The 24,693-nt window shown below is 63.1% G+C and carries 23 protein-coding genes and 1 riboswitch; of the genes, 3 read left to right on the plus strand and 20 right to left on the minus strand.

Features of this window, described 5'->3' with window-relative positions; genetic code table 11:
* Positions 1-125: 125 nt before the first annotated feature.
* From NCS58_RS13115 to NCS58_RS13175, 13 genes are all read right to left on the minus strand, one after another.
* On the minus strand, positions 126-365 hold the full coding sequence (locus NCS58_RS13115; protein ID WP_035506651.1) for a BolA family protein: 240 nt from the start codon (positions 363-365) through the stop codon (positions 126-128).
* 15 nt (positions 366-380) lie between these two features.
* Entirely contained in the window at positions 381-1,136 is a 756-nt protein-coding gene (locus tag NCS58_RS13120; protein ID WP_035506654.1) for an ABC transporter permease, read from the minus strand.
* Positions 1,133-2,059, minus strand: coding sequence for an ABC transporter ATP-binding protein (locus NCS58_RS13125; RefSeq protein ID WP_061120180.1), 927 nt, complete (start codon positions 2,057-2,059; stop codon positions 1,133-1,135). Before NCS58_RS13125 ends, NCS58_RS13120 begins: the two co-directional genes overlap by 4 nt.
* 205 nt (positions 2,060-2,264) lie before the next feature.
* The gene (locus NCS58_RS13130; protein ID WP_250538558.1) at positions 2,265-2,552 is read right to left on the minus strand and encodes an STAS domain-containing protein; all 288 of its coding nucleotides are present in this window, start codon (positions 2,550-2,552) and stop codon (positions 2,265-2,267) included.
* Positions 2,549-3,178, minus strand: coding sequence for a phospholipid-binding protein MlaC (locus NCS58_RS13135; RefSeq protein ID WP_061120182.1), 630 nt, complete (start codon positions 3,176-3,178; stop codon positions 2,549-2,551). The genes NCS58_RS13130 and NCS58_RS13135 overlap by 4 nt, the downstream gene beginning before the upstream one ends.
* 124 nt (positions 3,179-3,302) lie before the next feature.
* Positions 3,303-4,202: a VacJ family lipoprotein gene (locus NCS58_RS13140; RefSeq protein ID WP_250477151.1), complete on the minus strand. Its 900-nt coding sequence runs from the start codon at positions 4,200-4,202 to the stop codon at positions 3,303-3,305.
* A 10-nt stretch (positions 4,203-4,212) separates the two neighbouring features.
* Complete coding sequence (mlaD, locus tag NCS58_RS13145; RefSeq protein ID WP_061120184.1) at positions 4,213-4,794, minus strand: outer membrane lipid asymmetry maintenance protein MlaD; 582 nt, start codon at positions 4,792-4,794, stop codon at positions 4,213-4,215.
* A gap of 93 nt (positions 4,795-4,887) precedes the next feature.
* Complete coding sequence (gene mlaE / locus NCS58_RS13150) at positions 4,888-5,655, minus strand: lipid asymmetry maintenance ABC transporter permease subunit MlaE (protein WP_061120185.1); 768 nt, start codon at positions 5,653-5,655, stop codon at positions 4,888-4,890.
* A complete protein-coding gene (locus NCS58_RS13155; protein WP_061120186.1) occupies positions 5,652-6,467 on the minus strand; it encodes an ABC transporter ATP-binding protein in 816 nt (271 codons plus the stop codon). The genes mlaE and NCS58_RS13155 overlap by 4 nt, the downstream gene beginning before the upstream one ends.
* 97 nt (positions 6,468-6,564) lie before the next feature.
* Positions 6,565-7,647, minus strand: a complete 1,083-nt coding sequence (gene thiE / locus NCS58_RS13160) for a thiamine phosphate synthase (RefSeq protein ID WP_250538559.1) — start codon at positions 7,645-7,647, stop codon at positions 6,565-6,567.
* Positions 7,644-8,450, minus strand: coding sequence for a thiazole synthase (locus NCS58_RS13165; protein ID WP_250477153.1), 807 nt, complete (start codon positions 8,448-8,450; stop codon positions 7,644-7,646). The genes thiE and NCS58_RS13165 overlap by 4 nt, the downstream gene beginning before the upstream one ends.
* 23 nt (positions 8,451-8,473) lie before the next feature.
* Complete coding sequence (gene thiS, locus NCS58_RS13170) at positions 8,474-8,671, minus strand: sulfur carrier protein ThiS (RefSeq protein ID WP_061120188.1); 198 nt, start codon at positions 8,669-8,671, stop codon at positions 8,474-8,476.
* A gap of 16 nt (positions 8,672-8,687) precedes the next feature.
* Positions 8,688-9,836, minus strand: coding sequence for an FAD-dependent oxidoreductase (locus NCS58_RS13175; protein ID WP_250538560.1), 1,149 nt, complete (start codon positions 9,834-9,836; stop codon positions 8,688-8,690).
* 182 nt (positions 9,837-10,018) lie between these two features.
* Positions 10,019-10,143, minus strand: a riboswitch (TPP riboswitch).
* 230 nt (positions 10,144-10,373) lie between these two features.
* Here NCS58_RS13175 and NCS58_RS13180 point away from each other — a divergent pair.
* Complete coding sequence (locus NCS58_RS13180) at positions 10,374-12,116, plus strand: ABC transporter ATP-binding protein/permease (protein WP_250538561.1); 1,743 nt, start codon at positions 10,374-10,376, stop codon at positions 12,114-12,116.
* 65 nt (positions 12,117-12,181) lie between these two features.
* Here the strand turns inward: NCS58_RS13180 and NCS58_RS13185 are convergent, their stop codons facing one another.
* The 3 genes from NCS58_RS13185 to NCS58_RS13195 form a co-directional block, all read right to left on the minus strand.
* Positions 12,182-13,648 carry a glutamate synthase subunit beta gene (locus NCS58_RS13185; RefSeq protein ID WP_250538562.1) on the minus strand — a complete coding sequence of 489 codons (1,467 nt, stop codon included), beginning with the start codon at positions 13,646-13,648 and terminating at the stop codon, positions 12,182-12,184.
* 77 nt (positions 13,649-13,725) lie between these two features.
* Entirely contained in the window at positions 13,726-18,429 is a 4,704-nt protein-coding gene (locus NCS58_RS13190; RefSeq protein WP_250477156.1) for a glutamate synthase-related protein, read from the minus strand.
* Positions 18,430-18,753: 324 nt separating this feature from the next.
* Positions 18,754-19,461, minus strand: a complete 708-nt coding sequence (locus tag NCS58_RS13195) for a transposase (RefSeq protein WP_061120193.1) — start codon at positions 19,459-19,461, stop codon at positions 18,754-18,756.
* A 205-nt stretch (positions 19,462-19,666) separates the two neighbouring features.
* Between NCS58_RS13195 and NCS58_RS13200 the strand changes: the two genes are divergently transcribed.
* Together NCS58_RS13200 and NCS58_RS13205 are read left to right on the plus strand one after the other, a co-directional pair.
* Complete coding sequence (locus tag NCS58_RS13200; RefSeq protein ID WP_061120194.1) at positions 19,667-20,392, plus strand: OmpW family protein; 726 nt, start codon at positions 19,667-19,669, stop codon at positions 20,390-20,392.
* Between the two features lie 294 nt (positions 20,393-20,686).
* The gene (locus tag NCS58_RS13205; protein ID WP_061120195.1) at positions 20,687-21,064 is read left to right on the plus strand and encodes a YqjD family protein; all 378 of its coding nucleotides are present in this window, start codon (positions 20,687-20,689) and stop codon (positions 21,062-21,064) included.
* A gap of 4 nt (positions 21,065-21,068) precedes the next feature.
* On the opposite strand, the gene ugpQ is transcribed toward NCS58_RS13205, so the two are convergent.
* From ugpQ to ugpA, 4 genes are read right to left on the minus strand one after another with little or no spacing between them, the layout of a single operon-like run.
* Entirely contained in the window at positions 21,069-21,824 is a 756-nt protein-coding gene (gene ugpQ, locus NCS58_RS13210; RefSeq protein WP_250538563.1) for a glycerophosphodiester phosphodiesterase, read from the minus strand.
* A gap of 14 nt (positions 21,825-21,838) precedes the next feature.
* Positions 21,839-22,924, minus strand: coding sequence for a sn-glycerol-3-phosphate import ATP-binding protein UgpC (locus NCS58_RS13215; protein WP_061120197.1), 1,086 nt, complete (start codon positions 22,922-22,924; stop codon positions 21,839-21,841).
* A gap of 16 nt (positions 22,925-22,940) precedes the next feature.
* Positions 22,941-23,786, minus strand: a complete 846-nt coding sequence (gene ugpE / locus NCS58_RS13220) for a sn-glycerol-3-phosphate ABC transporter permease UgpE (RefSeq protein WP_250538564.1) — start codon at positions 23,784-23,786, stop codon at positions 22,941-22,943.
* Entirely contained in the window at positions 23,783-24,667 is an 885-nt protein-coding gene (gene ugpA, locus NCS58_RS13225; RefSeq protein WP_061120199.1) for a sn-glycerol-3-phosphate ABC transporter permease UgpA, read from the minus strand. The genes ugpE and ugpA overlap by 4 nt, the downstream gene beginning before the upstream one ends.
* Between the last annotated feature and the right edge of the window lie 26 nt (positions 24,668-24,693).

The following is a 24,693-nucleotide window of genomic DNA, read 5'->3' on the forward strand; positions in this document are numbered from 1 at the left end:
TGCGGAGCCGTTTTCGGCGCCGCGGTTATCTTGAATGAATCGCACTCTTTACTGCCTTTGTCTGCCGGTGATGCCGGTGTTACGTAAGTTGAGTCGTGTGACCTGATTGGCTTCGCCGGGTGGACTCAGGCCGATTTCCACTCGTCGGGGGTAAGGGTCTTCATGCTCAGCGCATGAATCTCCTCGCGCATGCGCTCGCCGAGCGCCGCATAAACCAGTTGATGACGCGCGATCAGCCGCTTGCCGACGAACGCATCGCTCACGATGGTCGCGAAAAAGTGCTGGCCGTCGCCTTCCACTTCGAGATGCTGGCAGGACAAGCCGCCAGCGATGTAGTCCTTCACCTGCTCCGGAGTCGGCAACATGGAAGTCTCCTTGAATTAGTGACGCAGCTTGTAGCCGCTCGCGAGCAATCGCACGGCGATCAGCGCCAGCACGGCCAGGAATCCGCCGACGATGCCGAGACTCACCAGCGGATTCACGTCGGAGAGGCCGAAGAAGCCGTAGCGAAAGCCGTCGATCATGTAGAAAAACGGATTCAGATGCGACACCGCGCGCCACAGCGGCGGCAGCGTATGTGTCGAGTAGAACACGCCGGAAAGAAACGTGAGCGGCATGATCAGGAAGTTCTGAAACGCGGCCAACTGATCGAACTTGTCGGCCCAGATGCCCGCGATCAAACCCAGCGTGCCGAGAATGCCCGAACCGAGGATCGCGAACGCAATGATGTAGAACGGCGCGGAAAAAGACATCGGGATGAACCATATCGTCACGATGAACACGCCGAAGCCCACGCACAGTCCGCGCACGACCGATGCCAGTACATACGCGAAGAACATCTCCCAATGCGCGATCGGCGGCAGCAGCACGAACACGAGATTGCCGGTGATCTTCGACTGGATCAGCGACGAAGAACTGTTCGCGAACGCGTTCTGAAGCACGCTCATCATGACGAGGCCGGGCACGAGAAAGCTCGTGTAGCCGACGCCGGGATACACCTGAACGTGCCCCGACAGCGCGTGGCCGAAGATGGTCAGATACAGCAGCGCCGTAACGACCGGCGCGAGGACGGTCTGAAACGAAACCTTCCAGAAGCGCAGCAGCTCCTTGTAGAACAACGTCTGGAAACCGCTCATGAAAGCCCCTCGATCACTTCCGGCTCGTTCATCACCTGCACGAACACGTCTTCCAGATCGGCCTTGCGCACTTCGATTTCATCGAACGTGCAGCCTGCCGCGCGGCATTTCGCGAGAATCGGCTCGACGTCGTCGTAGCTCGCGAGGCGCAGCAAGTGCTGCGCGCCAGACACCGCGTGCGGATCGACTTCGAGCGCGCGCAAGTCGGCGGGCAACGCTCCGTTCGAGAGCCGCAGATACAACTGCAGGCCCGAGAAACGCTGTAACAGCGTGCTCGTGCGTTCGAGCGCGACGACTTCACCGCGACGAAGCATCGCGAGCCGGTGGCACAGCGATTCGGCTTCTTCGAGATAGTGCGTCGTCAGAACGATGGTGTGACCTTCGCGATTCAGGCGCGAAATGAACTTCCAGAGCGTCTGGCGCAACTCCACATCGACGCCGGCGGTGGGCTCATCGAGCACGATCACGGGCGGACGATGCACGAGCGCCTGCGCGACGAGCACACGGCGCTTCATCCCACCCGACAGCGCGCGCGTATTGACGTCGGCTTTCTCGGTGAGATCGAGATTGGCCATGACCTCGTCGATCCAGTCGTCGTTGTTGCGCAAGCCGAAATAGCCCGACTGAATCCGGAGCGACTCGCGCACGGTGAAGAACGGATCGAACACCAGTTCCTGCGGCACGACGCCGAGCGCGCGCCGCGCCGCCCGGAAGTCGCTGACGACATCGTGGCCGCGCACGGAGATCGTGCCGCTATCGGCGCGCGCCAGACCGGCCAGAATGCTGATCAACGTGGTTTTGCCCGCGCCGTTGGGGCCGAGCAAGCCGAAGAACTCGCCCTCTTCCACCGTGAGGCTCACGCCTTTGAGCGCCTGGAGATCCTTGTAGCGCTTCCTGACGTTTCGGATTTCTATGGCTGACATGTAGACAGTGCGCGCGCCGCGCGCGGCCGCGCCTCGAGTGTGCGGATTTTCGCTTCACGGACCCGGGCTTGGACCAAAAAGGGCCGGGTTGGGGCCCGAAAAAAACGTTTGATTATAGGGCAAAGCGGCTGGGGCCGACTTCGGAGCGATCCTGATTGCGGCAGCGAAGCGCGCTGCCGCGTTCTGCATGAAAGTCAGAACAGGATCAATGTCGGAACGAGAGGAGCGTATCAACGCCGTAGGCTCGCGCGAGACTCACGAGCCCGGAAGGAAGATTGACGACGCCCAACGCGGCGCCGAGCGCGGTCGCGGCGCGCTGCCATGCAAGCAGCACGGCGAGCGCGGAAGAGTCGAACTGCGTGAGCGGCGCGCAATCGACTTCGGTCGCGCCTGCTGCGATGCGCGACAGACCCGAGTCGAGCGCCGCCTTCGCGCTCTCGTGGGTCAGGGTTGCGGCCGTCTGGAAACGGCCGCCTGTAGCTGCCGTGCTCACGATGCCTTGCCGCTCGCGAGCTGCTGGTTACGCTGCGTCAGGAACTGCAGCAGACCGCCCACGCCGTTCTGCGAGATCTGCTCGTTGAACTGCTGTTGATACGCCTGGATCAGCCACGCGCCGAGCACATTGATGTCGTACACGCGCCAGCCTTGCGCCGTCTTGTACAGGCGATAGTCGAGCTCGACCGGCGAGCCGTTGTTCATCACGACCGAGCGGACCACGACGTCGGTGTCGTCCGGATTCGCGCGGAACGGCTTGTACTGCACCGTCTGGTTGCGCACCTGCGCGAGCGCGCCCGAGTACGTGCGGATCAGCAGCATCTTGAACTGCTCGACGATCTGCTTTTGCTGCTCCGGCGTCGCCGAATTCCAGTTGCGGCCCATCACGAGGCGCGTCGTGCGCGTGAAATCCGTGTACGGCAGGATCTTCTGGTTGACGAGCTCGGTGATCTTGTTGATATCGCCCGATTGGATCTTCGGGTCCGACTTGATCTCGTCGAGGACCTGCTGCGTCACCGTCTTGATCATCGTGTCGGGCGCGCTCGAATCGACGCTCTGTGCCGAGGCCACGCCGCAGACCGCTAGGAACATCGCGAAGAGGGGAAGAAGTAGAAGTTTTTTCATCACAGATCCTGCAAAAGTTGAGGCTTCGGTTTGAGCGCGCCGCCTGATCCGAGTTCAGGCGGCGCGGTATCGAAAGCGTAAGAAACGTCGTTAGATATGTTACCGCGCGTTAGCAAAACCCCGCTCAACGCAAGCGGAATGAAGGGAAACCGGATGGTGGCACATACTGGTTGCCCGGCACCGTGTTGCTGGTACCGCTCGCGGGCGTGGGCGCTGCGGCCGTGCCCGAAGCAGGGGCGGCGGCGCCCGGAACCGCTGTGGCCGATGCGCCTTGCGCGGGGGCCGCGCCCTCATCGCTGTAGTTCGGCAGCGGCGCTTCACCGTAATCCGGCATATTGCTTTCGCCGCCTGAGATCAGATACTGACGACGTTGCAGATAAGCGTTACGCACGAACGAGTACTTGTCGAGCGCGGCATCGGCGAGCACGTCGGTCGCGCCCAGCAGATTCGCGCGCACATTGATGAGGTTCACGCCATAGAGCGCCCAGCTCACCGAATCCGGGCTCACATAGGTGAGCGGATTGCCGAAGTAGTCGACGACGAGACCGGCGGAATCCCGCACCGTGCTCGGCCCGAGCAGCGGCAGCACGACATACGGGCCGGCCGGCACGCCATAGTGGCCGAGCGTGAGGCCGAAATCCCCCGCGTGCTTCGGCAGCTTCGCGATGGTCGCCACGTCGAACAGGCCGCCGACGCCGAACACCGTATTGATCGCGACGCGCATGATGTCCGACACGCCATCCGCAACTTTCAACTGCAGCAGATTGTTTGCGGCGATGTAGACGTCACCGATATTCGAGAAGAAGTTGGTCACGCTGTTGCGCACCGGCTCCGGCACCGCCCAGACGTAACCCTTCGCCACCGGCTTCAACGCATATTGATCGACGGTATCGTTGATCTTGAACATTGTCCGGTTGTAGCTCTCGAGCGGGTCCCCTTTGGTCGGCGTCGTCACCGTCGCGCAGCCGGCGAGCGCGATTGCGCCCGCCACGATGATTGCGCGCCGCATCCCCATCGCCTGCATGCTGTTCTCCTTATTGAGCCGGTGCCGAAGCGGCGTTCGCCCCAGTGGCACCCGATGCGCCCATCGCGCTCGCCGCGCCCGGGAAAGCCGGTGCGGGCGCGGGCGCTGCCGGCGCCGCCGACGATTTCGAGGCGCCGGAATCCGCCGCCTTGTTGTAGAGGAACTGGCCGATCAAATTTTCGAGGACCACGGCCGATTGCGTCATCGTGATGGTGTCGCCGTTCTTCAGCATTTGATCGTCGCCGCCCGGCTCGAGGCCGATGTACTGCTCACCGAGCAGACCCGAGGTCAGGATCTTCGCGGACGAGTCCTTCGGAAACTGGTACTGCTTGTCGATATCGATCGTGACGACGGCCTGATAGGTGTTCGAGTCGAAGCCGATGCCGCCGACGCGCCCGACCGTCACGCCCGCGCTTTTGACGGGCGCGCGCGCCTTGAGCCCGCCGATGTTGTCGAACTTGAGTTTCACCGCGTAGGTTGGCTGGAACGACAGGGAGCTCATGTTGCCCGCCTTCAGCGCGAGAAAGAGCAGCGCCACGAAACCGAGCACCACGAAGAGGCCGACCCAAAAGTCGAGAGCAGTCTTTTTCATCGTCTTCCCAAAGAGAATCTTTTCGCAGATGGCGCGTGACGGTCTGTGCCCTTCACAACGCCCGCGCCGTGCCCGGCGCCTGCGCTTGGTCCATTAGCTGAACATCAATGCGGTCAGCAGGAAATCGAGCCCGAGTACGGCGAGCGACGCGTACACGACGGTTTTCGTCGTCGCGCGCGACACGCCTTCCGGCGTCGGTTTCGCCTCGTAGCCCTGGAACAGCGCGATGAACGTCACCGCGAAGCCGAACACGATGCTCTTGATGACGCCATTGCCGACATCACGCCACACGTCCACGCCGCCTTGCATCTGCGACCAGAAGGCGCCCGGATCGACGCCGATCAGCATTACGCCGACGACGTAGCCGCCGATAATGCCGACCGCGCTGAAAATGGCGGCCAGCACCGGCATGGCGATGATGCCCGCCCACATGCGCGGCGCGACGACCACCTTGAGCGGGTCGACGGCCATCATTTCCATCGCGGTGAGTTGCTCGCCTGCCTTCATGAGCCCGATTTCGGCAGTGAGCGACGTGCCCGCGCGCCCCGCGAACAACAGCGCCGTGACGACCGGCCCGAGCTCGCGCACGAGCGACAGCGCAACGAGCAGGCCGAGCGCCTGCTCCGAGCCATAGCGGCTCAGCGTGTAGTAGCCCTGCAAGCCGAGCACGAAGCCGACGAACAATCCCGACACCGCGATGATGACGAGCGAATAATTACCGACGAAGTGGATCTGTTTCGTAACGAGGCGCGGGCGCCGCAACAGCGAAAAAAATTCGAACACGAGGCGCAGGAACATGCGCGTCGCGTAGCCTGCGGTGCCGAAACCGTCGAGCACCCAGCGTCCGAGCGCGCTGATCATGCCTGCCCTCCGATGCCGAAATCCGCGGCGAGCGACGTGCTCGCGTAGTGAAACTTGAACGGGCCGTCCGGCGTGCCGTCGATGAACTGCCGCACGGTCGGGTCCTGCGAAGCGCGCAGTTCCGCCGGCGTGCCTTCGGCGTGAATGCCGCCGTTCGCGATGAAATACACGTAGTCGGCGATGGCGAACGATTCAGGCACGTCGTGCGTGACGAGAATGGACGTTGCGCCGAGCGCGTCGTTGATCGTGCGAATGAGTTGCGCCGTGATGCCGAGCGAAATGGGATCGAGGCCGGCGAACGGCTCGTCGTACATCATGAGCTGGGGGTCCAGCGCGATCGCGCGGGCGAGCGCCACGCGGCGCGCCATGCCGCCCGAAATTTCCGACGGCGCGAGATCGCGCGCGCCGCGCAAACCGACTGCGTTCAGCTTCATCAGCACGAGATCGCGGACCAGCGCTTCAGGCAGATCGGTGTGCTCGCGCAGCGGAAACGCCACGTTCTCGAACACGGTCTGGTCGGTGAACAACGCGCCGAACTGGAACAGCATGCCCATCTTTCGGCGCAGCGCGTACAGGCCATCGCGCGTCTGCGCGCCGACGTCCTGTCCGTCGAACATGACCTGGCCGCGGCTCGCCTTCACGAGGCCGCCGACCAGACGCAAGGTCGTGGTTTTGCCGCAGCCTGAGCCGCCCATGACCGCGACCACCTGACCACGCGTGAAGCGCATGTTCAGGTTCGACAGTACGAGCCGGTCGCCGTAGCCGAAATCGACGTCGCGCAGCTCTAGCAGAGTCTCGGAAGAAGCAGGCACTGGGTAAGAGATTCCGTTGACGCAAGAGGCCGAATTATAGGGCCTGCGCGCAATCGGTGCTTTGCCTAGGTCCTCGCTCCTTCGCTTTTGGGATTCTTTACCGTTGACCAGCAAACATTTGTTGCAACGACGAGACCGCCCCTGCCGCGTCCGACGCCTCCGTGACCGCGCGCACGACCGCCGCGCTGCCGACGCCCGTTGCGAGGACGTCCGGCATCACGCCGGCGTCGATTCCGCCGATCGCAACGAGCGGTACGCGCCCCGAGAGAAGCTGCACGTAGCGTCTGAGCCGCGCGAGCCCTTGCGGCCTGGTCGGCATGACTTTGGTCGTGGTCGGGAAAACCGCGCCGAGCGCGAGATAGCTCGGCTTGAAATGCAGCGCGCGCAGCATCTCGTAATAGCCGTGCGTCGACAGTCCGAGTCGCACGCCGGCCTTTGCGATCGCGTTCAGATCGGCCGACTGCACGTCTTCCTGGCCGAGATGCACACCGTACGCGCCCGCGGCGATCGCTTCGCGCCAATGATCGTTGATGAAAAGTTGCGCATCATGCCGGCGCCCTGCCTCGACCGAGCGTGCGATTTCGCGCCGCAAGTCGTCGGTATTGGTCGATTTTCGGCGCAATTGCGCGGTGCGCACGCCGAACTCCAGCACGCGTTCGACCCAGTCCGCGCTCGGCAGCACCGGATACAGGCCGAGCCGATCAGGACAAGCCGGAAAGCCGCCTTCGGGCGCCGCCGGCAGATCGGCGACACGCGGGAACGTCGCGAAATCGACGGGCCAGGCGTCGGCCTTGTTCTCGTCGCCCGCGCGCCAGGCGAGCGCGAGCGTGAGCGCGTCGTGCGGTTCGAAGTTGCAATCGAGGAAAGCGGCCAGAGCGGCCAGCCAATCGTCGGCCCATTCGCCTTCCAGCGCGAAGCGTTCGTCGCCGCGATACAGCGTGACCCGCCCTTCGCGTGCATCGAGCACGGCCGCGCCGCTTTTTGCGAGCCGGGCGGCGTCCGCGTCGTGCGCCTCGATAACGATCAGATCGCCGGCCTTCGGCGATTCCGGCGCGGTCAGGCAAATGCGCCAGCGCGTTTCAGCCGCGGGCCATTCGCCGAGACGCGCGCGAATCCGCTCGGCGACTTCGATCAACTCGTCGGCGGGCGGCCAGAAAACTTCGTGATTCAGCAAGCTCATGCCGCGCCTCCGTCCTGATGCCAGAACGGCATACCGACGACCGGCGTGCTCGCCTGCGCGCTGTCGCGCTCGGCCATCGGCCCGGCGAGGAATGCCGTGCGTCCCGCTTCGACGCCGAGCGCGAAGGCTCGCGCCATCTGCGGCGGGAAAGTCGCCTGCGATACGGCCGTATTGAGCAGCACGCCGTCGAAGCCCCATTCCATCACCTGGCAGGCGTGCGACGGCACACCGAGACCGGCATCGACGATTAGCGGCACATCCGGCAGCCGCTCGCGCAGCGTGCGCAGCCCGTACGGATTGGTGACGCCTTTACCGGTGCCGATCGGCGCGCCCCACGGCATCAGCGCCTCGCAGCCCGCATCGAGCAGACGCCGGCCGATCACCAGGTCCTCCGTGCAATACGGCAGCACCTTGAAGCCCTCTCGAATCAGCTTCGCCGCCGCTTCGACGAGGCCGATCGGATCGGGCTGCAGCGTGTAATCGTCGCCGATCAGCTCCAGCTTGATCCAGGGCGTCTCGAAGACTTCGCGCGCCATGCGGGCGGTCGTGAGCACCTCGTCGACGCTCTGGCAGCCGGCCGTGTTGGGAAGCAGTGCGACGCCGTGGCGCTTCAAAACATCGAAAAAGCCGGCTTCGCCCGTTTCCGACTGGCGGCGCAACGCGACCGTGACCATGCCTGGCCGAGCGGCGTCGATGGAGTCGGAAAGCGATTGCAGCGACGGATAACGCGAGGTGCCGAGCAGCACGCGGCTCGGAAAGGTCTCGCCGTAGAGCGTGAGAACGTCGGCGGTGGAGATGGTCATGATTCGATCCTTCGGTTCGGAGTTCAGCCGCCCGCGACGGGCGACACGACATCGAGCTTGTCGCCGGCGGCGAGCGTTTTCGTGGCGTGCTCGCCGCGCGCCACGAACTGGCCGTTCAAGGCGACTGCGAATGGCGGCTTCGCGCCGAACGCGGCGAGCGCTTGAGTGACGGTGACGTCGTCGGGCAAATCGAAGACGCGCTGATTGATATGGATGTTCATGGCTTTGGTCTCTTGCTCAATGCGACAGCGCGGGCGCGACCGAGAACGCGCCGTGCAGCAGCTCGGGCCAGCGCGCGGCGCCGCGGAAATCGGCGAAGGTCCCGGCATCGGCGACGTCGCCTGAAACGAGCGCCTCCGCTAGACAGCTCGCCACATCTGCGACTTCGGGCGCGATCATGAAGCCGTGGCGGTACAGGCCGTTCACGCGCACGGTCCGCGCCCCGTCCCAGACGATGGCCGGCCGATGATCCGGCAAGGTCGGCCGGCAATGCGAATTCAGTTCAAGGATGCGCGCCTCGCCGAAGCCCGGATGCACGGCGAAAGCGGCGCTCAGCAGTTCCAGCGCCGAGCGCACGCTTACGGGCGACATGTCTTCTCCTTCCACTTCCGTCGCGCCGATCACGTACAGATCGTTCTCCTTGGGCGCGATATAGAGCGGATAGCGCGGATGCAGCAACCGCACGGGCCGCGAAAGCCCAATGCCCGGCGCATGCACGCGCGCGACTTCGCCCCGGATGCCGCGCAGTGCGGGCCACGCGGGTTTTGCGCCCAAGCCGCGGCAATCGATGATCCAGCGGGCGTCGGGCATGGCGTCGACCGGCGTGTTCCAGTACGTGCGCACGCCGCGCGCCGTGAGGCCGGCCGCGAGCGCGCTCAAGGCCTGCCGGTTATCCAGCTGACCCTCGTTCGGCAGCAGCCAGCCCTGCGCGAAACGCGTTCCCAGTGCCGGTTCGGCTTGCGCGACCTGCGCGCCCGCGAGCTTGACGAACCCGCCATCGAGCAAGTCGGCGGGCGAATTGGCGCGCAAGCGGCGCTCGAACAGCGGCGCCTCCGCGCGATCCGCGCCGTGCCAGACGACGAGCGTTCCGTTGCGCTGAAAGAAGACCGGCTCGGGCAATTGCGCGATGAGACGCGGCCAGCGTTCGAGCGACGCCGCCCCTAGCCCGACGACGAGCGGCTCCGCGCTCGCCGCCTCGGCGAGCGGCGCTAGCATCGCGGCGGCGACCCACGCAGCCGACTGCGTGCCCGCTGCGTCGCCGCGTTCGTAGAGCGCGACGTCATGGCCCGCGCCAGCGAGTTGCCAGGCGACGAGCCGCCCGACGAGCCCGCCGCCGACGACGGCGAAATCCTCCCGGCGCGGTGCGCCCTGTTCGATCCTGTTCAATTCGCTGTCTCCAAAGGGCCCGACGCTGCACTGGACGAGGAGACGAAGTACGCGATCTCGACCGTGCGGGCGCGGCGCCGCATCACAAGGACGAAATCAGCGGAGAGACCGGCTCGGCATGGATGAAAGGTGCCGGGCGGAAAGAAAATACTGGAAGAGACTGGAGGAATGGCGCGTGACTCGCGCGTTCTCCGGAAACTTCCCTCGCCGGTATTACCCGGATCGGGTGCAAAGGGTCTCTCTCAGCCTCGCCGCGCTGCCGACCGTTCCGGCCGCCGATGCGCGCGAAGCACCCCTGTTTCGTCGAGGATCATTAAAACATGAAAGGCGAAGGCGCTGCAAACCGGGATTGCCCGCCTTTTATCGCCCGCGCCGGCACTCTGGCACAATGCCGCGAACACGGTTCGCCGCACGATCGCGCGAAATTAAGCGGACGTTAAGACAATCCCGGAACAATTCGCGGGGCCGGAAAAAGCGCGCGCGACCTGGCCGCGGACGTAACAATCGGGCGCCCCGGGGCGCATCAGCAGGAAGCTCATGACCAACATTCGTACCGAAAGCACACAGCAGAAGGCCGACGAAGTCTCGGCGTGGAGCCTCATCAAGCCGTACTGGGTTTCCGAGGAGCGCGGTGTCGCGTGGGGTCTGCTCGTCGCGATCATCGCGATCAACATGACGGTCGTGTGGATCAATGTCCGGCTCAATAGCTGGAACGCCGACTTCTATAACGCGCTGCAGAACAAGAACGTCAGGGACTTTCCTCATCTGCTGCTGATCTTCACGGGCCTCGCGTTCGCGTACATCCTGCTCGCGGTGTACGGGCGTTATCTGCGGCAGATGCTCGCGTTTCGCTGGCGGCAGTGGCTCACCAACAGGTTTCTGGAGCAATGGCTCGGCGACAAGGCGTTCTACCGCATCGAGCGCGATCGCCTCGCCGACAACCCCGACCAGCGTATTTCCGACGACCTGCAGTCCTTCGCCACCACCACGCTTTCGCTGTCCCTCGACCTGCTTTCGACGCTCGTCACACTCGTTACCTTCATCACGATTCTCTGGACCATCGCGGGCGCGCTCACCTTCTCGCTCGGCGCCACACCGGTCACGATTCCCGGCTACATGGTGTGGGCCGCCGCGCTCTACGCGATTCTCGGTTCGCTGATCATCCAGAAGGTCGGGCATCCGCTCGTGTCGATCAACTATCAGCAGCAGAAAGTCGAAGCGGATTTTCGCTTCGGGCTGATTCGCGTGCGCGAAAACGCCGAGCAGATCGCGTTCTACGATGGCATCTCCACCGAAACCGCCAACGCAAAGACCATCTTCCAGCGCATCCGCGACAACTGGTGGCTCATCATGAAGTACACGAAGCGCATGACTTTCGTGTTGAGCTTCTACGGACAGATCGCGATCATCTTTCCGATCATGGTCGCCGCGCCGCGCTACTTCGCGGGCGCGTTTTCGTTCGGCGTGCTGATGCAGATTTCATCGGCGTTCGGCACGGTCAGCGATTCGTTTTCATGGTTCATCAACAGTTATTCGACGTTGGTCGAATGGCGCGCCACCGTCAACCGTCTGCGCGAATTCAAGCGCGTGATGCGCTCGACGCATATCCGCGAGGAAACGTCGCCGGCGACGGAGCACGGGGGCATCAACCTGCACTACACGAGCACGCCGTCGCTCACGACGAACGGCCTCATGCTCGCGCTTCCCAACGGTACGCCGCTCTCGCGCGTGGCGAACGTGTCGATCGAGCCGGGCTCGCGCTGGCTCGTCGTCGGGCCGTCGGGATCGGGCAAGAGCACGTTGATGCGCGCGCTGGCGGGCTTGTGGCCGTTCGGCGACGGCACGATCGACGCGCCCGTCGACGCAAAGATGATGTTCATCCCGCAGATGAGCTATCTGCCGATCGGGACGCTGCGTGCGGCGCTTTCGTATCCGTCGCCCGGCGGCACCTTCGGCGACGACGAATCGCGCGAAGTGCTGCGCATGTGCAATCTCGAAGCTTATGCGGATCGGCTGGACGAAAGCGCGCACTGGGCGCGGAGCCTGTCGCCGGGCGAGCAGCAGCGTCTCGCCGCGGCGCGCGTACTGCTCCACAAGCCCGACTTCGTGTTCCTCGATGAAGCGACCAGCGCGCTCGACGCCGAGAACGAACTGCATATCTACAACACGCTCGTCGAGCGGCTGCCGAAGGCGGCGATTCTGAGCGTGGCGCATCGCGAGTCGGTGGCGATGTTCCATGACTACAAGATCGAGATCGAGCGGGCGATGGCGGAGGTTTGATCCGCGCCGCAGCCAAAACAAAAAGGCCACGCAACCGCGTGGCCTTCGCATCGATGCCCGGCGCCTTATCGCGGCAACTCGCTCGACCCCATCAGATACGCATCGACCGATCGCGCGCACTGACGTCCTTCGCGAATCGCCCAGACGACCAGTGACTGACCACGGCGCATGTCACCCGCCGTGAACACCTTGTCCGCCGATGTGTAATACGCCTTGTCGCCTTCGGTTGCGGCACGCACATTCCCGCGCGCATCCTTCTCGACGCCGAACGCCTCCAGCACCGGCGAAACCGGCTGCGTAAAGCCCATCGCGAGCAGCACGAGATCGGCCTTCAGTTCGAATTCGGAATTCGGCACTTCCTGCATCTTGCCGCCCTTCCACTCGACGCGCACCGCGATCAGCTTCTCGACCTTGCCGTTCTTGCCTTCGAAGCGCTTCGTCGCCACGGACCAGTCGCGATCGCAACCTTCCTCATGGGACGACGACGTGCGCAGCTTGATCGGCCAATACGGCCAGACGAGCGGCTTGTTCTCTTCCTCGGGCGGCTGCGCGAGCAGTTCGAACTGCGCCACGCTCTTTGCGCCGTGACGATTCGACGTGCCCACACAGTCAGAACCCGTATCGCCGCCGCCGATCACGACCACATGCTTGCCCTTCGCCAGCAGTTGATCCGTCAGCTTGTCGCCGGCGTTGACCTTGTTCTGCTGCGGCAGGAATTCCATCGCATAGTAGATGCCTTCCAGCTCGCGACCCGGCACCGGCAAATCGCGCGGCGTTTCCGAGCCGCCCGCGATCACGACCGCGTCGAACTGTTCCTTCAGTTCGTCCGGCGTGATCGTTTCCTTCGCCGTGTTGCCGATGTACGCCGGCAACGGATCACGACCGATGAACACGTTCGTGCGGAACGACACGCCCTCCGCCTCCATCTGACGCATGCGGCGGTCGATCAGCCACTTCTCCAGCTTGAAGTCGGGGATGCCGTAACGCAACAGACCGCCGATGCGATCGTTCTTCTCGAACACGACCACTTCGTGCCCCGCGCGCCCGAGCTGTTGCGCGGCCGCGAGGCCCGCGGGGCCCGAACCGACGACCGCGACCTTCTTGCCCGTCTTGTGCTTCGGCGGCTGCGGCACGACCCAGCCCTCGGCGAATGCCTTGTCGATGATCGCGTGCTCGATCGACTTGATGCCGACCGGATCGTCATTGATGCCGAGCGTGCAAGCCGCTTCGCACGGCGCCGGACAAATGCGGCCCGTGAACTCCGGGAAGTTGTTGGTCGAGTGCAGCACGTTGATCGCGCTCTTCCAGTCCTGCTGGAACACGAGATCGTTGAAATCCGGAATGATGTTGTTGACCGGACAGCCGTTGTTGCAGAACGGGATGCCGCAATCCATGCAGCGCGCGCCTTGAATCTTGGCGTCTTCATCCGTCAGTGCGGCGACGAATTCCTTGTAATGCTTGACGCGGGTCAGCGGTGGTTCGTATGCCTCGTGGCGGCGTTCGAATTCGAGAAAACCGGTTGCCTTGCCCATTTCTTTCTCTGTGTACAGTGAGGGACCTGCTTCCCGACGCGCTCGCATCGGGAAGGCCTTCTATATATAAAACCGCTTCAAGCCGCGATGGCGTCTTTCGACTTTTTCGCGCCGAGCTCGGTGAGCGCGCGCTTGTACTCGGTCGGGAACACCTTGACGAACTGGCGGCGAGCCGAATCCCAGTTCTCGAGCAGCGACTTCGCACGCGGCGAGCCGGTGAACTGGAAGTGACGCTCGATCAGGCCCTTGAGCAGTGCTTCGTCCGTCTTGCCGCCGTGCCACAGCGCGCGATCCACCGTGCGCTCCTGTTCGGCCTGCTGCAGCACCGGATCGAGCGCGACCATCGACTTGTTGCACTTGCCCGCGAACATGCCGTCCGGGTCGTACACGAATGCGATGCCGCCCGACATGCCCGCCGCGAAGTTGCGGCCCGTCTCGCCGAGCACGACCACCGTGCCGCCCGTCATGTATTCGCAGCCGTGATCGCCCGTGCCTTCGACGACCGCCGTCGCGCCCGAGTTGCGCACGCAGAAGCGCTCGCCCGCCACGCCGCGGAAATACGATTCGCCTTCGATCGCGCCGTACATCACCGTGTTGCCGCAGATGATGTTTTCCTCGGACTTGCCGCGGAAGTCGTTGGTCGGGCGAATGATGATGCGCCCGCCCGACAGGCCCTTGCCGACATAGTCGTTGCCGTCGCCGACGAGATCCAGCGTGACGCCCTTCGCAAGGAATGCGCCGAAGCTCTGGCCGGCCGTGCCCTTCAACTGGATGTGGATCGAGTCGTCGGGCAGGCCGTCGTGACCGTGCTTCTTCGCGATGAGTCCGGACAGCATCGCGCCGACCGTGCGGTTCACGTTGCGCACCGGCTGGATGAACGAGACATGCTCGCCCTTCTCGATCGCCGCCTTCGATTTCTCGATCAGCACGTGATCGAGCGCCTTGTCGAGCCCATGATCCTGCACGTCGACATGCTTTCGCGCGACGTCCTCACCGACCGGCACCTGATAGAAGATGCGCGAGAAGTCGAGACCCTTCGCCTTCCAGTGTTCGATGCCCTTCTTCATATCGAGCAGATCGACGCGGCCGATCAGGTCGTCGAACTTGCGGATACCGAACTGCGCCATGATCTCGCGCACTTCTTCCGCAACGAAGAAGAAGAAGTTGACGACGTGCTCCGGCTGCCCTGAGAACTTTGCGCGCAGCACCGGATCCTGCGTCGCGACGCCGACCGGGCACGTGTTCAGATGGCACTTGCGCATCATGATGCAGCCTTCGACGACGAGCGGCGCCGTCGCGAAGCCGAACTCGTCCGCGCCGAGCAGCGCGCCGATCACGACGTCGCGGCCGGTCTTCATCTGGCCGTCGGCCTGCACGCGGATGCGTCCGCGCAGCCGGTTCAGCACGAGCGTCTGCTGCGTTTCGGCGAGGCCGAGTTCCCACGGCGTGCCCGCGTGCTTCAGCGACGACAACGGCGATGCGCCCGTGCCGCCGTCGTGACCCGCGATCACGACGTGATCCGCCTTCGCTTTCGCCACACCGGCGGCAACCGTGCCGACACCGACCTCCGACACGAGTTTCACCGAAATGCTCGACGACGAGTTCACGTTCTTCAGATCGTGAATCAGTTGCGCGAGGTCTTCGATCGAATAGATGTCGTGGTGCGGCGGCGGCGAAATCAGGCCGACGCCCGGCACCGAATACCGCAGCTTGCCGATGTAATCGGACACCTTGTGGCCCGGAAGCTGACCGCCTTCGCCCGGCTTCGCGCCCTGCGCCATCTTGATCTGGATCTGGTCCGCCGACGACAGATATTCCGCCGTCACGCCAAACCGGCCCGACGCGACCTGCTTGATCTTCGAGCGCAGCGAATCGCCGTCCTTCAGCGGGATGTCGGTGATGACTTCCTTGCCGATGATCGATTGCAGCGTGTCGCCGTTCTTGATCGGAATGCCGCGCAGTTCGTTGCGATAACGCGTTTCGTCCTCGCCGCCTTCGCCCGTGTTCGACTTGCCGCCGATGCGGTTCATCGCGACAGCGAGCGTGGCGTGCGCTTCCGTGCTGATCGAGCCGAGCGACATCGCGCCCGTTGCGAAGCGCTTGACGATGTCCTTCGCCGATTCGACTTCGTCGAGCGGAATCGCCTTCGACGGCTCGACCTTGAACTCGAACAGGCCACGGAACGTCATGTGACGCTTCGTCTGGTCGTTGATGATGTGCGCGTATTCCTTGTACGTCTGATACGAGTTGCTGCGGGCCGAATGCTGCAGCTTGGCGATCGCGTCCGGCGTCCACATGTGCTCTTCGCCGCGCACGCGGTACGCATACTCGCCGCCCGCGTCGAGCATGGTCGCGAGGACCGGGTTGTCGCCGAATGCGTCGCGATGCAGGTGGATCGCCTCTTCCGCCACTTCGAACAGGCCGATGCCGCCGACCTTCGTCGCCGTGCCCTTGAAGTACTTCTCGACCAGCTCCGTCGACAGGCCGACGCCTTCGAAGATCTGCGCGCCGGTGTAGGACATGTACGTCGAAATGCCCATCTTCGACATGACCTTCAACAGGCCCTTGCCGACCGCCTTCGTGAAGTTGTAGATGACCTTGTCCGCCGAAAGATCGCCCTTCAGGCCTTCGGCCATGTTGGCGAGCGTTTCGAGCGCGAGGTACGGGTGAACGGCTTCCGCGCCGTAGCCCGCGAGCAGCGCGAAGTGATGCGTCTCGCGCGCCGAGCCCGTTTCCACGACGAGACCCGTGCTCGTGCGCAGACCGTGCGCGACGAGATGCGAGTGAATCGCCGAGGTGGCGAGCAGCGCCGGGATGGCGACGTTGTCACGGTCCATCTTGCGATCGGACACGATCAGAATGTTGTAGCCGGACTTCACGGCATCGACCGCTTCCGCGCACAGCGACGCGATGCGTGCCTCGATACCTTCCTTGCCCCACGCCACCGGATAGCAGATGTTCAGTTCGTACGAGCTGAACTTGCCGCCGGTGTATTTGTCGATCGCGCGGATCTTCGCGATGTCCTTGAAGTCGAGCACGGGCTGCGACACTTCGAGACGCATCGTCGGATTGATGTTGGTCGTGTCGAGCAGGTTCGGCTTCGGACCGATGAACGAGTTGAGCGACATGACGAGGTTCTCGCGGATCGGATCGATCGGCGGGTTCGTCACTTGCGCGAACAACTGCTTGAAATAGTTGTAGAGCGTCTTGTTCTTGTTGGACATGACCGCGAGCGGCGAGTCGTTGCCCATCGAGCCCACGGCCTCTTCGCCCGACTGCGCCATCGGCGCCATCAGGAACTTGAGGTCTTCCTGCGTGTAGCCGAACGCCTGCTGACGATCGAGCAGCGCGGCGGCTTCGCGGCGTTGCGTTTCGACGTCTTCGGCCTTCGGCTCGATTTCATCGAGCTTGATGCGCACGGCGTCGATCCAGCTCTTGTACGGCTTCGCATTAGACAGGTTGTCCTTCAGTTCCTTGTCCTCGATGATGCGGCCCTGCTCCATATCGATCAGGAACATCTTGCCCGGCTGCAGACGCCACTTCTTGACGATCTTCGATTCGGGAATGGGCAGCACGCCGGATTCCGACGCCAGGATCACGAGGTCGTCGTCGGTGACGAGATAGCGCGCCGGACGCAGGCCGTTACGGTCGAGCGTAGCGCCGATCTGGCGGCCGTCCGTGAACGCGATCGCGGCCGGGCCGTCCCACGGCTCCATCATCGCGGCGTGATATTCGTAGAACGCGCGACGGTTGTCGTCCATCAGCGTGTGCTGTTCCCAGGCTTCCGGGATCATCATCATCATTGCGTGGACGAGCGGGTAGCCGGCCATCACGAGCAGTTCGAGACAGTTGTCGAACGACGCCGTGTCCGACTGGCCCGGATAGATCAGCGGCCAGAGCTTCGGCAAGTCGTCGCCGAGCACGTAGGACGCGATCGCGCCGGTGCGCGCGTTCAGCCAGTTGACGTTGCCCTTCACGGTGTTGATTTCACCGTTGTGCGCGATCATCCGGTAGGGGTGCGCCAGTTCCCACGCAGGGAACGTGTTGGTCGAGAAGCGCTGGTGCACGAGTGCGAGCGCCGACACGACACGCTCGTCCTGCAGGTCGCGGTAGTACACGCCGACCTGACCCGCCAGCAGAAGACCTTTGTAGACGACGGTGCGCGACGACATCGACGGCACGAAATATTCCTTGCCGTGCTTGAGCTTGAGCGCCTGAATGCGATGGCTCGCCGTCTTGCGGATGATGTACAGCTTGCGCTCGAGCGCGTCCGTCACGACGATGTCCTTGCCGCGGCCGATGAAAATCTGGCGGATCAGCGGCTCGCTCGCCTTCACGGTCGGCGAAATCGGCATGTTGGAATCGACGGGCACGTCACGCCAGCCCAGCACCACTTGGCCTTCGGCCTTCACCGTGCGCTCGAGCTCCTGCTCGCACGCGAGACGCGACGCATGCTCCTTCGGCAGAAAAATCATGCCGACGCCGTATTCGCCAGCCGGCGGCAACGTTACGCCCTGCTTGGCCATTTCTTCGCGATAGAAACCGTCCGGCACCTGGATCAGGATACCGGCGCCGTCGCCCATCAGCGGATCGGCGCCGACCGCGCCGCGGTGGTCGAGATTTTCGAGAATCTTGAGACCCTGCTGAATGATCTCGTGGCTCTTTTTCCCCTTGATATGGGCGACGAAGCCGACGCCACAGGCGTCATGCTCGTTCGCAGGGTCGTACATGCCCTGCGCGGCGGGAAGCGAACCGGCTGCCGGTTGCTGATGATCGTTCATGGGGACACCGTCTCTACTGTGAGGGGCCGACTCGGCCGTTGAACCATTTTCTTGTCGCTCGCGACCGTTTTTTCAACTGGATGTGTCACGAAGCACGGTCATGCGCGGCACGCTGCACCGCGGCAATTGCCGGAAATCGAAATATACGCGACGAATCAAAAAGATGGCAAATAAAACGTGATGATGTGACACCAATTATCGTTATGGTGCAAAGACGCCCTAACATATTAGGGACGCATCATCCGGCATCAAAAAGAAACGGCGAAGCTCGAAAAATCGAGACGCCGTTTCATTTTTCAGCTTCACGTGTGCCGCCCAAGGCCGTTATTGGGGCTGTGGGGTTTCGCGGATCTTTCGCGGACGTCCGCGCGGCAGCGGCGACACCCGACGGTTGGCTGCATGCGACGCCCATTCGCGATAGGCATCGCTGCCCAGTACCCAGCCTTTGAGTGTCGCTTGCAGAAGACGATTGGCTTCGCGCTCGTCGAGCGATTGTTCGCACAGTTCCTTGTAGGCGTGCTGGCGTTCGAACGGCGTGTTGCCGAGCGACCAGAAGAGCGGATGGTCGGTAATCAGGCCGTCTAGTGTAAGCCCGACATGATGACGGAAGCTGGACCACTTGTAGTCCTGCGGGGCCGCGACCAGTTGCGCGCGCACGGGCGCCATTTCGACGACGCGCGTGGCGAGCAAAAAGTAACGTTCGCCCTCGATGACCGTGGCACGATAGCGCCCTTCCCAAAGCGTGCCGCGTCGCGTGTAACGGCGATTGAAGTGCGCGACGTAACGACGTCCGACTGCTTGCATCGCTTTGGGCAAGCTGGACTCGTCGCGTGGCGTGACAAGCAGATGCACCGCTTGCGGCATCAGCGCATAGGCATGGATGGAGAGGTGATGATCACGTGAAGCAGTCCTCAAGCAGTCGATGAAGAGCTCGTAGTCCTGGTCGTCGACGAAGGCGGGTTGCTGGTCGAGACCACGCAGGATGACATGCTGCGGCTGTTCGGGAACGTAGAGTCGTGCAAGCCGTGCCATTCTGGATATTCCGTTGGTCGCATTTGTGATACCCCGATCGGGGGCCTTTCGGAGCCGTTACGGTGGCGCGGACAAACGCATGCAAGTGCCGTGCAACGAGGCCCCAAAGCCGCTCTTTGCCCTAGGGAAAATGCTCTACGGCATCGCTATGGTTTATGTGAAATGTTGTGTTCATAATGAGCGTGCTTTTTCGGAGGAGCACAAATTGAAAATAAAACAAGTCATCACGGGGATTGCGGCATTAGCATGTGTGTCCACCGCGGCACATGCGCAATCTGCTGGATCCTTCTATGCAACAGCAGGCTGGTTTCACTTTGCCCCGCAAGACAGCAGTGGTCCGCTCAAAGAAACAAGTGTAGGCGGATCTCCGGTCAATATCGATGTTCCCGGCACCGGCGCCGGCATCTCGAGCGCTGACACGGCCGGCTTCACATTGGGCTACTTCGCCACCGATCACATCGCGGCCGAACTCGAAATGGGCGTGCCGCCCACGTTCGATCTTGAAGGCACAGGCACCTTCTCGCAGTACGGCAAGCTCGGCAGCGCGAAGCAGTGGAGCCCGACGCTGCTGTTCAAATACTTCTTCAACGCACCTACGGCGAAGTTCCGTCCGTTCGTGGGCCTTGGTGTAACGCGGACCTGGTTCACCGACGCTCAGATCACGAACCAGCAATTCGAAGGCTCGGTACTGCATGGTCCGACCACGGTCGACACGGATAGTTCTTGGGCGCCCGTGTTTAACGTCGGTGCGACTTACAATTTCACAGAACACTGGTTCGCCGGATTTTCCGTGTCGTTCATCCCTTTGAAGGCCACGGCGAAGCTGAACACACAGGCTCAAACGCCTGTCGGCACGCTCAACGTGCAGTCGCAGGCAAAAATCACGCTCAACCCGATCGTCACATATTTGCGCGTTGGCTATCGCTTCTAAAGTCAAACTGCGCACGGGCATGTAACGACCGTAAAAGCGCGACTGCGAAAACAAAGAAAATGCCGGCATGATTAACTCGTGCCGGCATTTTCTTTTTGCACGCACTTGTAAATGTGACCTCCGCAAGAAGGAAGCGCTCGCAGTTCTTACGCGTCCGCACGCACATCGAATATGTCGCGGTCGCGCTTACCGAGGCGTTGCGCAATGTCGAAGCACCGGCATCGAATTTGCTGCATCATGGATTTTCCCCGCCACCTCGGCGGGCCGTCCACGATTCATCCATCGGAGCGATCTATGAACGCACTGCCTAACACGCGAGACGCCATCGGAGATTCATGGAGCACCACGAGCCGCCGCGCACGCCGCATGGCGCGACACGGCCGTGAAGCGGCCGAGGACATCGGCTCCGAACTCCGCGCGCTGCTCAGCGAGCTTGAAAGCACTTTGGCCCAAGGCACATCGGCCGATGCGGCTGCGCTGCGCGCGCAGATTGGCGAGCGCCTCGACAGCGCCCGCGCACGCCTCAACGATACCCACGCGGCACTACGCGAGCGCGCCGGCGCGGCGCTCGGAGACGCGGACGCCTACCTTCACGAAAAGCCCTGGCAGACGATCGCGCTCGTCGGCGGACTGGCGCTGGTCGCGGGCGTGTTGCTCGCGCGGGCGCGCTGACGCTTCAATCGGCCGACGTTTCCAGAAAATCCGCGCCAATGATGTCGATGCGGTCCGTGCAGATCGCATCGACTCCCCACTGCGCAAGCAGGCGCGCGCGCGCCGGCTCGTTCACCGTATAGGCGAGGATGCGCAAGCCTGCATCCTTGATTTCTGTGACGAGCGTCTCGTCGAGTGCGCGATGATTCACATGCAGCGACACGCACGACAGCGCCGCCGTCTGCGCGCGCCAGTTCTCCGGAACATGTTCGTACAGCATGCCCCGAGGAAGATTCGGCGCGACATCGCGCGCGGCTTCGAGCGCCGCATATGAAAACGATGACAACAGCGGCGCGGGTTCGGCATCCGCCCATAACCGCGCTGCCTCGCGTGCGACGAGCACGCCTGTTTCCACGTCCCGCCCCTGACTCGGCTTGATCTCGATGTTCACCGCAAGCCCATTTTTCGCGCATCGTTCGTGCACTTGCGCAAGCGTCGGCATGCGCGCGTTGGCGAACTCCGCACTGAACCAGGTGCCCGCATCGAGCGCGCGCAGTTCTGCGTAAGACATCGCTTTCGCCGCGCCGCGCCCGTTCGACGTGCGGTCTACCGCGTCGTCGTGCAGCAGGAAGACGACATCGTCAGCGGAGAGCTTCGCGTCGAATTCGATCATCTTGTGACCGAAGCGCGCGCCCACGTCGATCGCTTCGAGCGTGTTCTCCGGCGCGAGCTTGCCGCCGCCCCGATGCGCGACGATCGCGGGATAGGGCCAGGTTCTCATCGCATATGCTCCATTCAATTGGCGCGCAGTCCCGCCGCCGGATCGAAAAAATGCAGATGCCGCGCGGGCAACGACACCCTGAGCCGCTCGCCGCGCTGCGGACGATGTTCATGCGGCAAGCGCGCCGCCACGTCGTGCTTGCCCCACTTGCCGTGCGCGAGATTGTCCGCGCCGAGCAGTTCGGCCGAATCGACGTCGAGCGTCGCGCCCGGCGCGTCGTGGTTGCCGGGCGTCATGTGCTCCGGACGAATGCCGACGATCCACTCGCGCCCATACATTGCGCTTGTCACGCTGCTCGCGCCCGCGACCGGCAGCTTCGGCCCGTCGCCCGCAACATCGAAGGTCGATCCGTCTTCGGACAGACGGCCTTCGAGCAGATTCATCGCCGGCGAGCCGATGAAGCTCGCGACGAATACCGTTGCCGGACGCTCGTACACGTCGGTCGGGGCGCCGATCTGTTCAGCGTGCCCCTTGTTCATGACGATGACGCGCTGCGCGAGCGTCATGGCTTCGATCTGATCGTGCGTGACGTACAGGCTCGTGGTCGCGAGGCGCGCGTGCAGCCGTTGAATCTCGAGACGCATCTGCACGCGCAGTTTCGCGTCGAGATTCGAAAGCGGTTCGTCGAAGAGAAACACCGCCGGTTCGCGCACGATCGCACGACCCATCGCGACGCGTTGCCGCTGACCGCCCGACAGTTCACGCGGCTTGCGCGCGAGCAAATGTTCGAGCTCCAGGATGCGCGCCGCATTGGCCACGCGCGATTCGATGGTCTTTCTGTCCGCGCCGCCGATCTTCAGCGCATACGCCATATTCTGCGCGACGCTCATGTGCGGATAAAGCGCGTAATTCTGAAAGACCATCGCAATATCGCGATCCTTCGGCTCCAGCTTGTTCACGACTTTGCCGCCGATCTCGATCGTGCCGTGCGACACGCTTTCGAGTCCCGCGACCATGCGCAGCAGCGTCGATTTTCCGCAGCCGGACGGGCCGACCATCACGACGAACTCGCCATCGTCCACGGCTACGTCGATGCCGTGCAGCACGTAGTTGGAGCCGTCGTACGTTTTCTTTACGCCTTTGAGATTCAATGCGGCCATCGATCAGCCTTCTCCGTTATTTCTCTGAGTCCACGAGTCCGCGCACGAACCAGCGCTGCATCGTCAGGACGACCGCGAGCGGCGGCAGCATCGCGAGCAGCGTCGCTGCCATCACGAGGTGCCATTCGGTCGCGGTATCGCCCGACGCGATCATGCTCTTGATGCCGACCACCGCCGTCTGCAGCGACACCTCGTTGGTGATGAGAATCGGCCAGAGATACTGATTCCAGCCGTAGATGAACGTGATGACGAAGAGCGCCGCGATGTTGGTCTTCGACAGCGGCAGCACGACGTCCCAGAAGAAGCGCAGCGGACCCGCGCCGTCGATGCGCGCCGCTTCCATCAGTTCGTCGGGCAGCGTCATGAAGAACTGGCGGAAGAGAAACGTCGCCGTCGCGGATGCGATCAGCGGCAGCGTCAAGCCCGCATACGTGTTCGACAGATGCATCGACGAGACGACTTGCACCGTCGGAAAGATGCGCACTTCGACCGGCAGCATCAGCGTGATGAAGATGAGCCAGAAGGCGAGGTTCTTCATCGGAAAGCGGAAGAAGACGATCGCGTACGCGGAGACGATCGACACCGCGATCTTGCCGATCGAAATCACGAGCGCCATCACGAGGCTGTTCATCAACATGAGACCGAACGGCGCCGCCGCATTGCCGCTGCCGTGCGTCCAGATGTGCGCGACGTTCTCGAAGAGATGCGTGCTCGGAACGAGCGAAAGCGGCACGCTGAACACTTCGTTCGAGTTCATCGTGGCCGCGCAGAACGCGACGTACACCGGAAACACGATCAGCGCGACGCCGAGCAACAGCACGGCGTGACAGAAGATATCGAAGCCGCGACGGTTTTCGATCATGAATATTGCACCCTGCGTTCGACGAAGCGGAACTGGATGACGGTCAACGCGACGACGATCACCATCAGCACGACCGATTGCGCGCCCGAGCTGCCGATGTCGAGTCCCTGAAAGCCTTCCGCGAAAATCTTGTAGATGAGCGTCTTGGTCGATTGCGCGGGACCGCCGCCGGTAGCGGCATCGATGACCGGGAAGGTATCGAAGAACGCGTAGACCAGGTTCACGACGAGCAGGAAGAAAGACGTCGGCGACAGGAGCGGCAGCGCAATGCCGAAGAAGCGCCGCACGGGCCCGGCGCCATCGATGGCGGCGGCTTCGATCAGCGATTGCGGAATCGCCTGAAGGCCCGCATAGAAGAACAGGAAGTTGTAGCTGACCTGCTTCCACACCGACGCGAGCACGACGAGAAACATCGCCTGCGTGCCATTGAGCGCGTGGTTCCAGATGATGCCCTGCTTGGCGAGCGCATACGTCACGAGCCCGATGCTCGGGTTGAACAGGAACGACCACAGCACGGCGGCGATCGCGGGCGCGACCGCGTATGGCCAGATGAGCAGCGTCTGATACGCCTTCGCACCGCGCGTCACGCGATCGGCGCATGCGGCGAGCAGGAGCGAGATCACGAGGCCCGACACGGTGACGAGCGAGCAAAAGATCATCGTCGTGCTGAACGACGAGAGATAGAGCGGATCGGCGAACAACTGCCTGAAGTTCGCCAGCCCGACGAATTCGCTAGACGTGCCGAACGCGTCCTGACTCTGCGTGGCCTGCCAGAGCGCTTCGCCTGCCGGCCAGAGAAAGAACAGCGCGGTGATCGCGAGTTGCGGCGCGACGAGCAGATACGGCAGGACGCTCGTATCGAAACGAGACCGTTTTTCCATGCGTTGAAATCCCGAACGGAAGCGCC

This window comes from Caballeronia sp. INML3B (assembly GCF_023631305.1).
Lineage (GTDB): Bacteria > Pseudomonadota > Gammaproteobacteria > Burkholderiales > Burkholderiaceae > Caballeronia > Caballeronia turbans.

Excerpts from the sequence above, each read along its gene's own strand:
- NCS58_RS13115 (WP_035506651.1), bottom strand. The coding sequence starts at position 365 with ATGTTGCCGACTCCGGAGCAGGTGAAGGACTACATCGCTGGCGGCTTG.
- NCS58_RS13120 (WP_035506654.1), bottom strand. The coding sequence starts at position 1,136 with ATGAGCGGTTTCCAGACGTTGTTCTACAAGGAGCTGCTGCGCTTCTGG.
- NCS58_RS13125 (WP_061120180.1), bottom strand. The coding sequence starts at position 2,059 with ATGTCAGCCATAGAAATCCGAAACGTCAGGAAGCGCTACAAGGATCTC.
- NCS58_RS13135 (WP_061120182.1), bottom strand. The coding sequence starts at position 3,178 with ATGAAAAAACTTCTACTTCTTCCCCTCTTCGCGATGTTCCTAGCGGTC.
- NCS58_RS13140 (WP_250477151.1), bottom strand. The coding sequence starts at position 4,202 with ATGCAGGCGATGGGGATGCGGCGCGCAATCATCGTGGCGGGCGCAATC.
- mlaD (WP_061120184.1), bottom strand. The coding sequence starts at position 4,794 with ATGAAAAAGACTGCTCTCGACTTTTGGGTCGGCCTCTTCGTGGTGCTC.
- mlaE (WP_061120185.1), bottom strand. The coding sequence starts at position 5,655 with ATGATCAGCGCGCTCGGACGCTGGGTGCTCGACGGTTTCGGCACCGCA.
- thiE (WP_250538559.1), bottom strand. The coding sequence starts at position 7,647 with ATGAGCTTGCTGAATCACGAAGTTTTCTGGCCGCCCGCCGACGAGTTG.
- NCS58_RS13165 (WP_250477153.1), bottom strand. The coding sequence starts at position 8,450 with ATGACCATCTCCACCGCCGACGTTCTCACGCTCTACGGCGAGACCTTT.
- thiS (WP_061120188.1), bottom strand. The coding sequence starts at position 8,671 with ATGAACATCCATATCAATCAGCGCGTCTTCGATTTGCCCGACGACGTC.
- NCS58_RS13180 (WP_250538561.1), top strand. The coding sequence starts at position 10,374 with ATGACCAACATTCGTACCGAAAGCACACAGCAGAAGGCCGACGAAGTC.
- NCS58_RS13185 (WP_250538562.1), bottom strand. The coding sequence starts at position 13,648 with ATGGGCAAGGCAACCGGTTTTCTCGAATTCGAACGCCGCCACGAGGCA.
- NCS58_RS13190 (WP_250477156.1), bottom strand. The coding sequence starts at position 18,429 with ATGAACGATCATCAGCAACCGGCAGCCGGTTCGCTTCCCGCCGCGCAG.
- NCS58_RS13195 (WP_061120193.1), bottom strand. The coding sequence starts at position 19,461 with ATGGCACGGCTTGCACGACTCTACGTTCCCGAACAGCCGCAGCATGTC.
- NCS58_RS13205 (WP_061120195.1), top strand. The coding sequence starts at position 20,687 with ATGAACGCACTGCCTAACACGCGAGACGCCATCGGAGATTCATGGAGC.
- ugpQ (WP_250538563.1), bottom strand. The coding sequence starts at position 21,824 with ATGAGAACCTGGCCCTATCCCGCGATCGTCGCGCATCGGGGCGGCGGC.
- NCS58_RS13215 (WP_061120197.1), bottom strand. The coding sequence starts at position 22,924 with ATGGCCGCATTGAATCTCAAAGGCGTAAAGAAAACGTACGACGGCTCC.
- ugpE (WP_250538564.1), bottom strand. The coding sequence starts at position 23,786 with ATGATCGAAAACCGTCGCGGCTTCGATATCTTCTGTCACGCCGTGCTG.
- ugpA (WP_061120199.1), bottom strand. The coding sequence starts at position 24,667 with ATGGAAAAACGGTCTCGTTTCGATACGAGCGTCCTGCCGTATCTGCTC.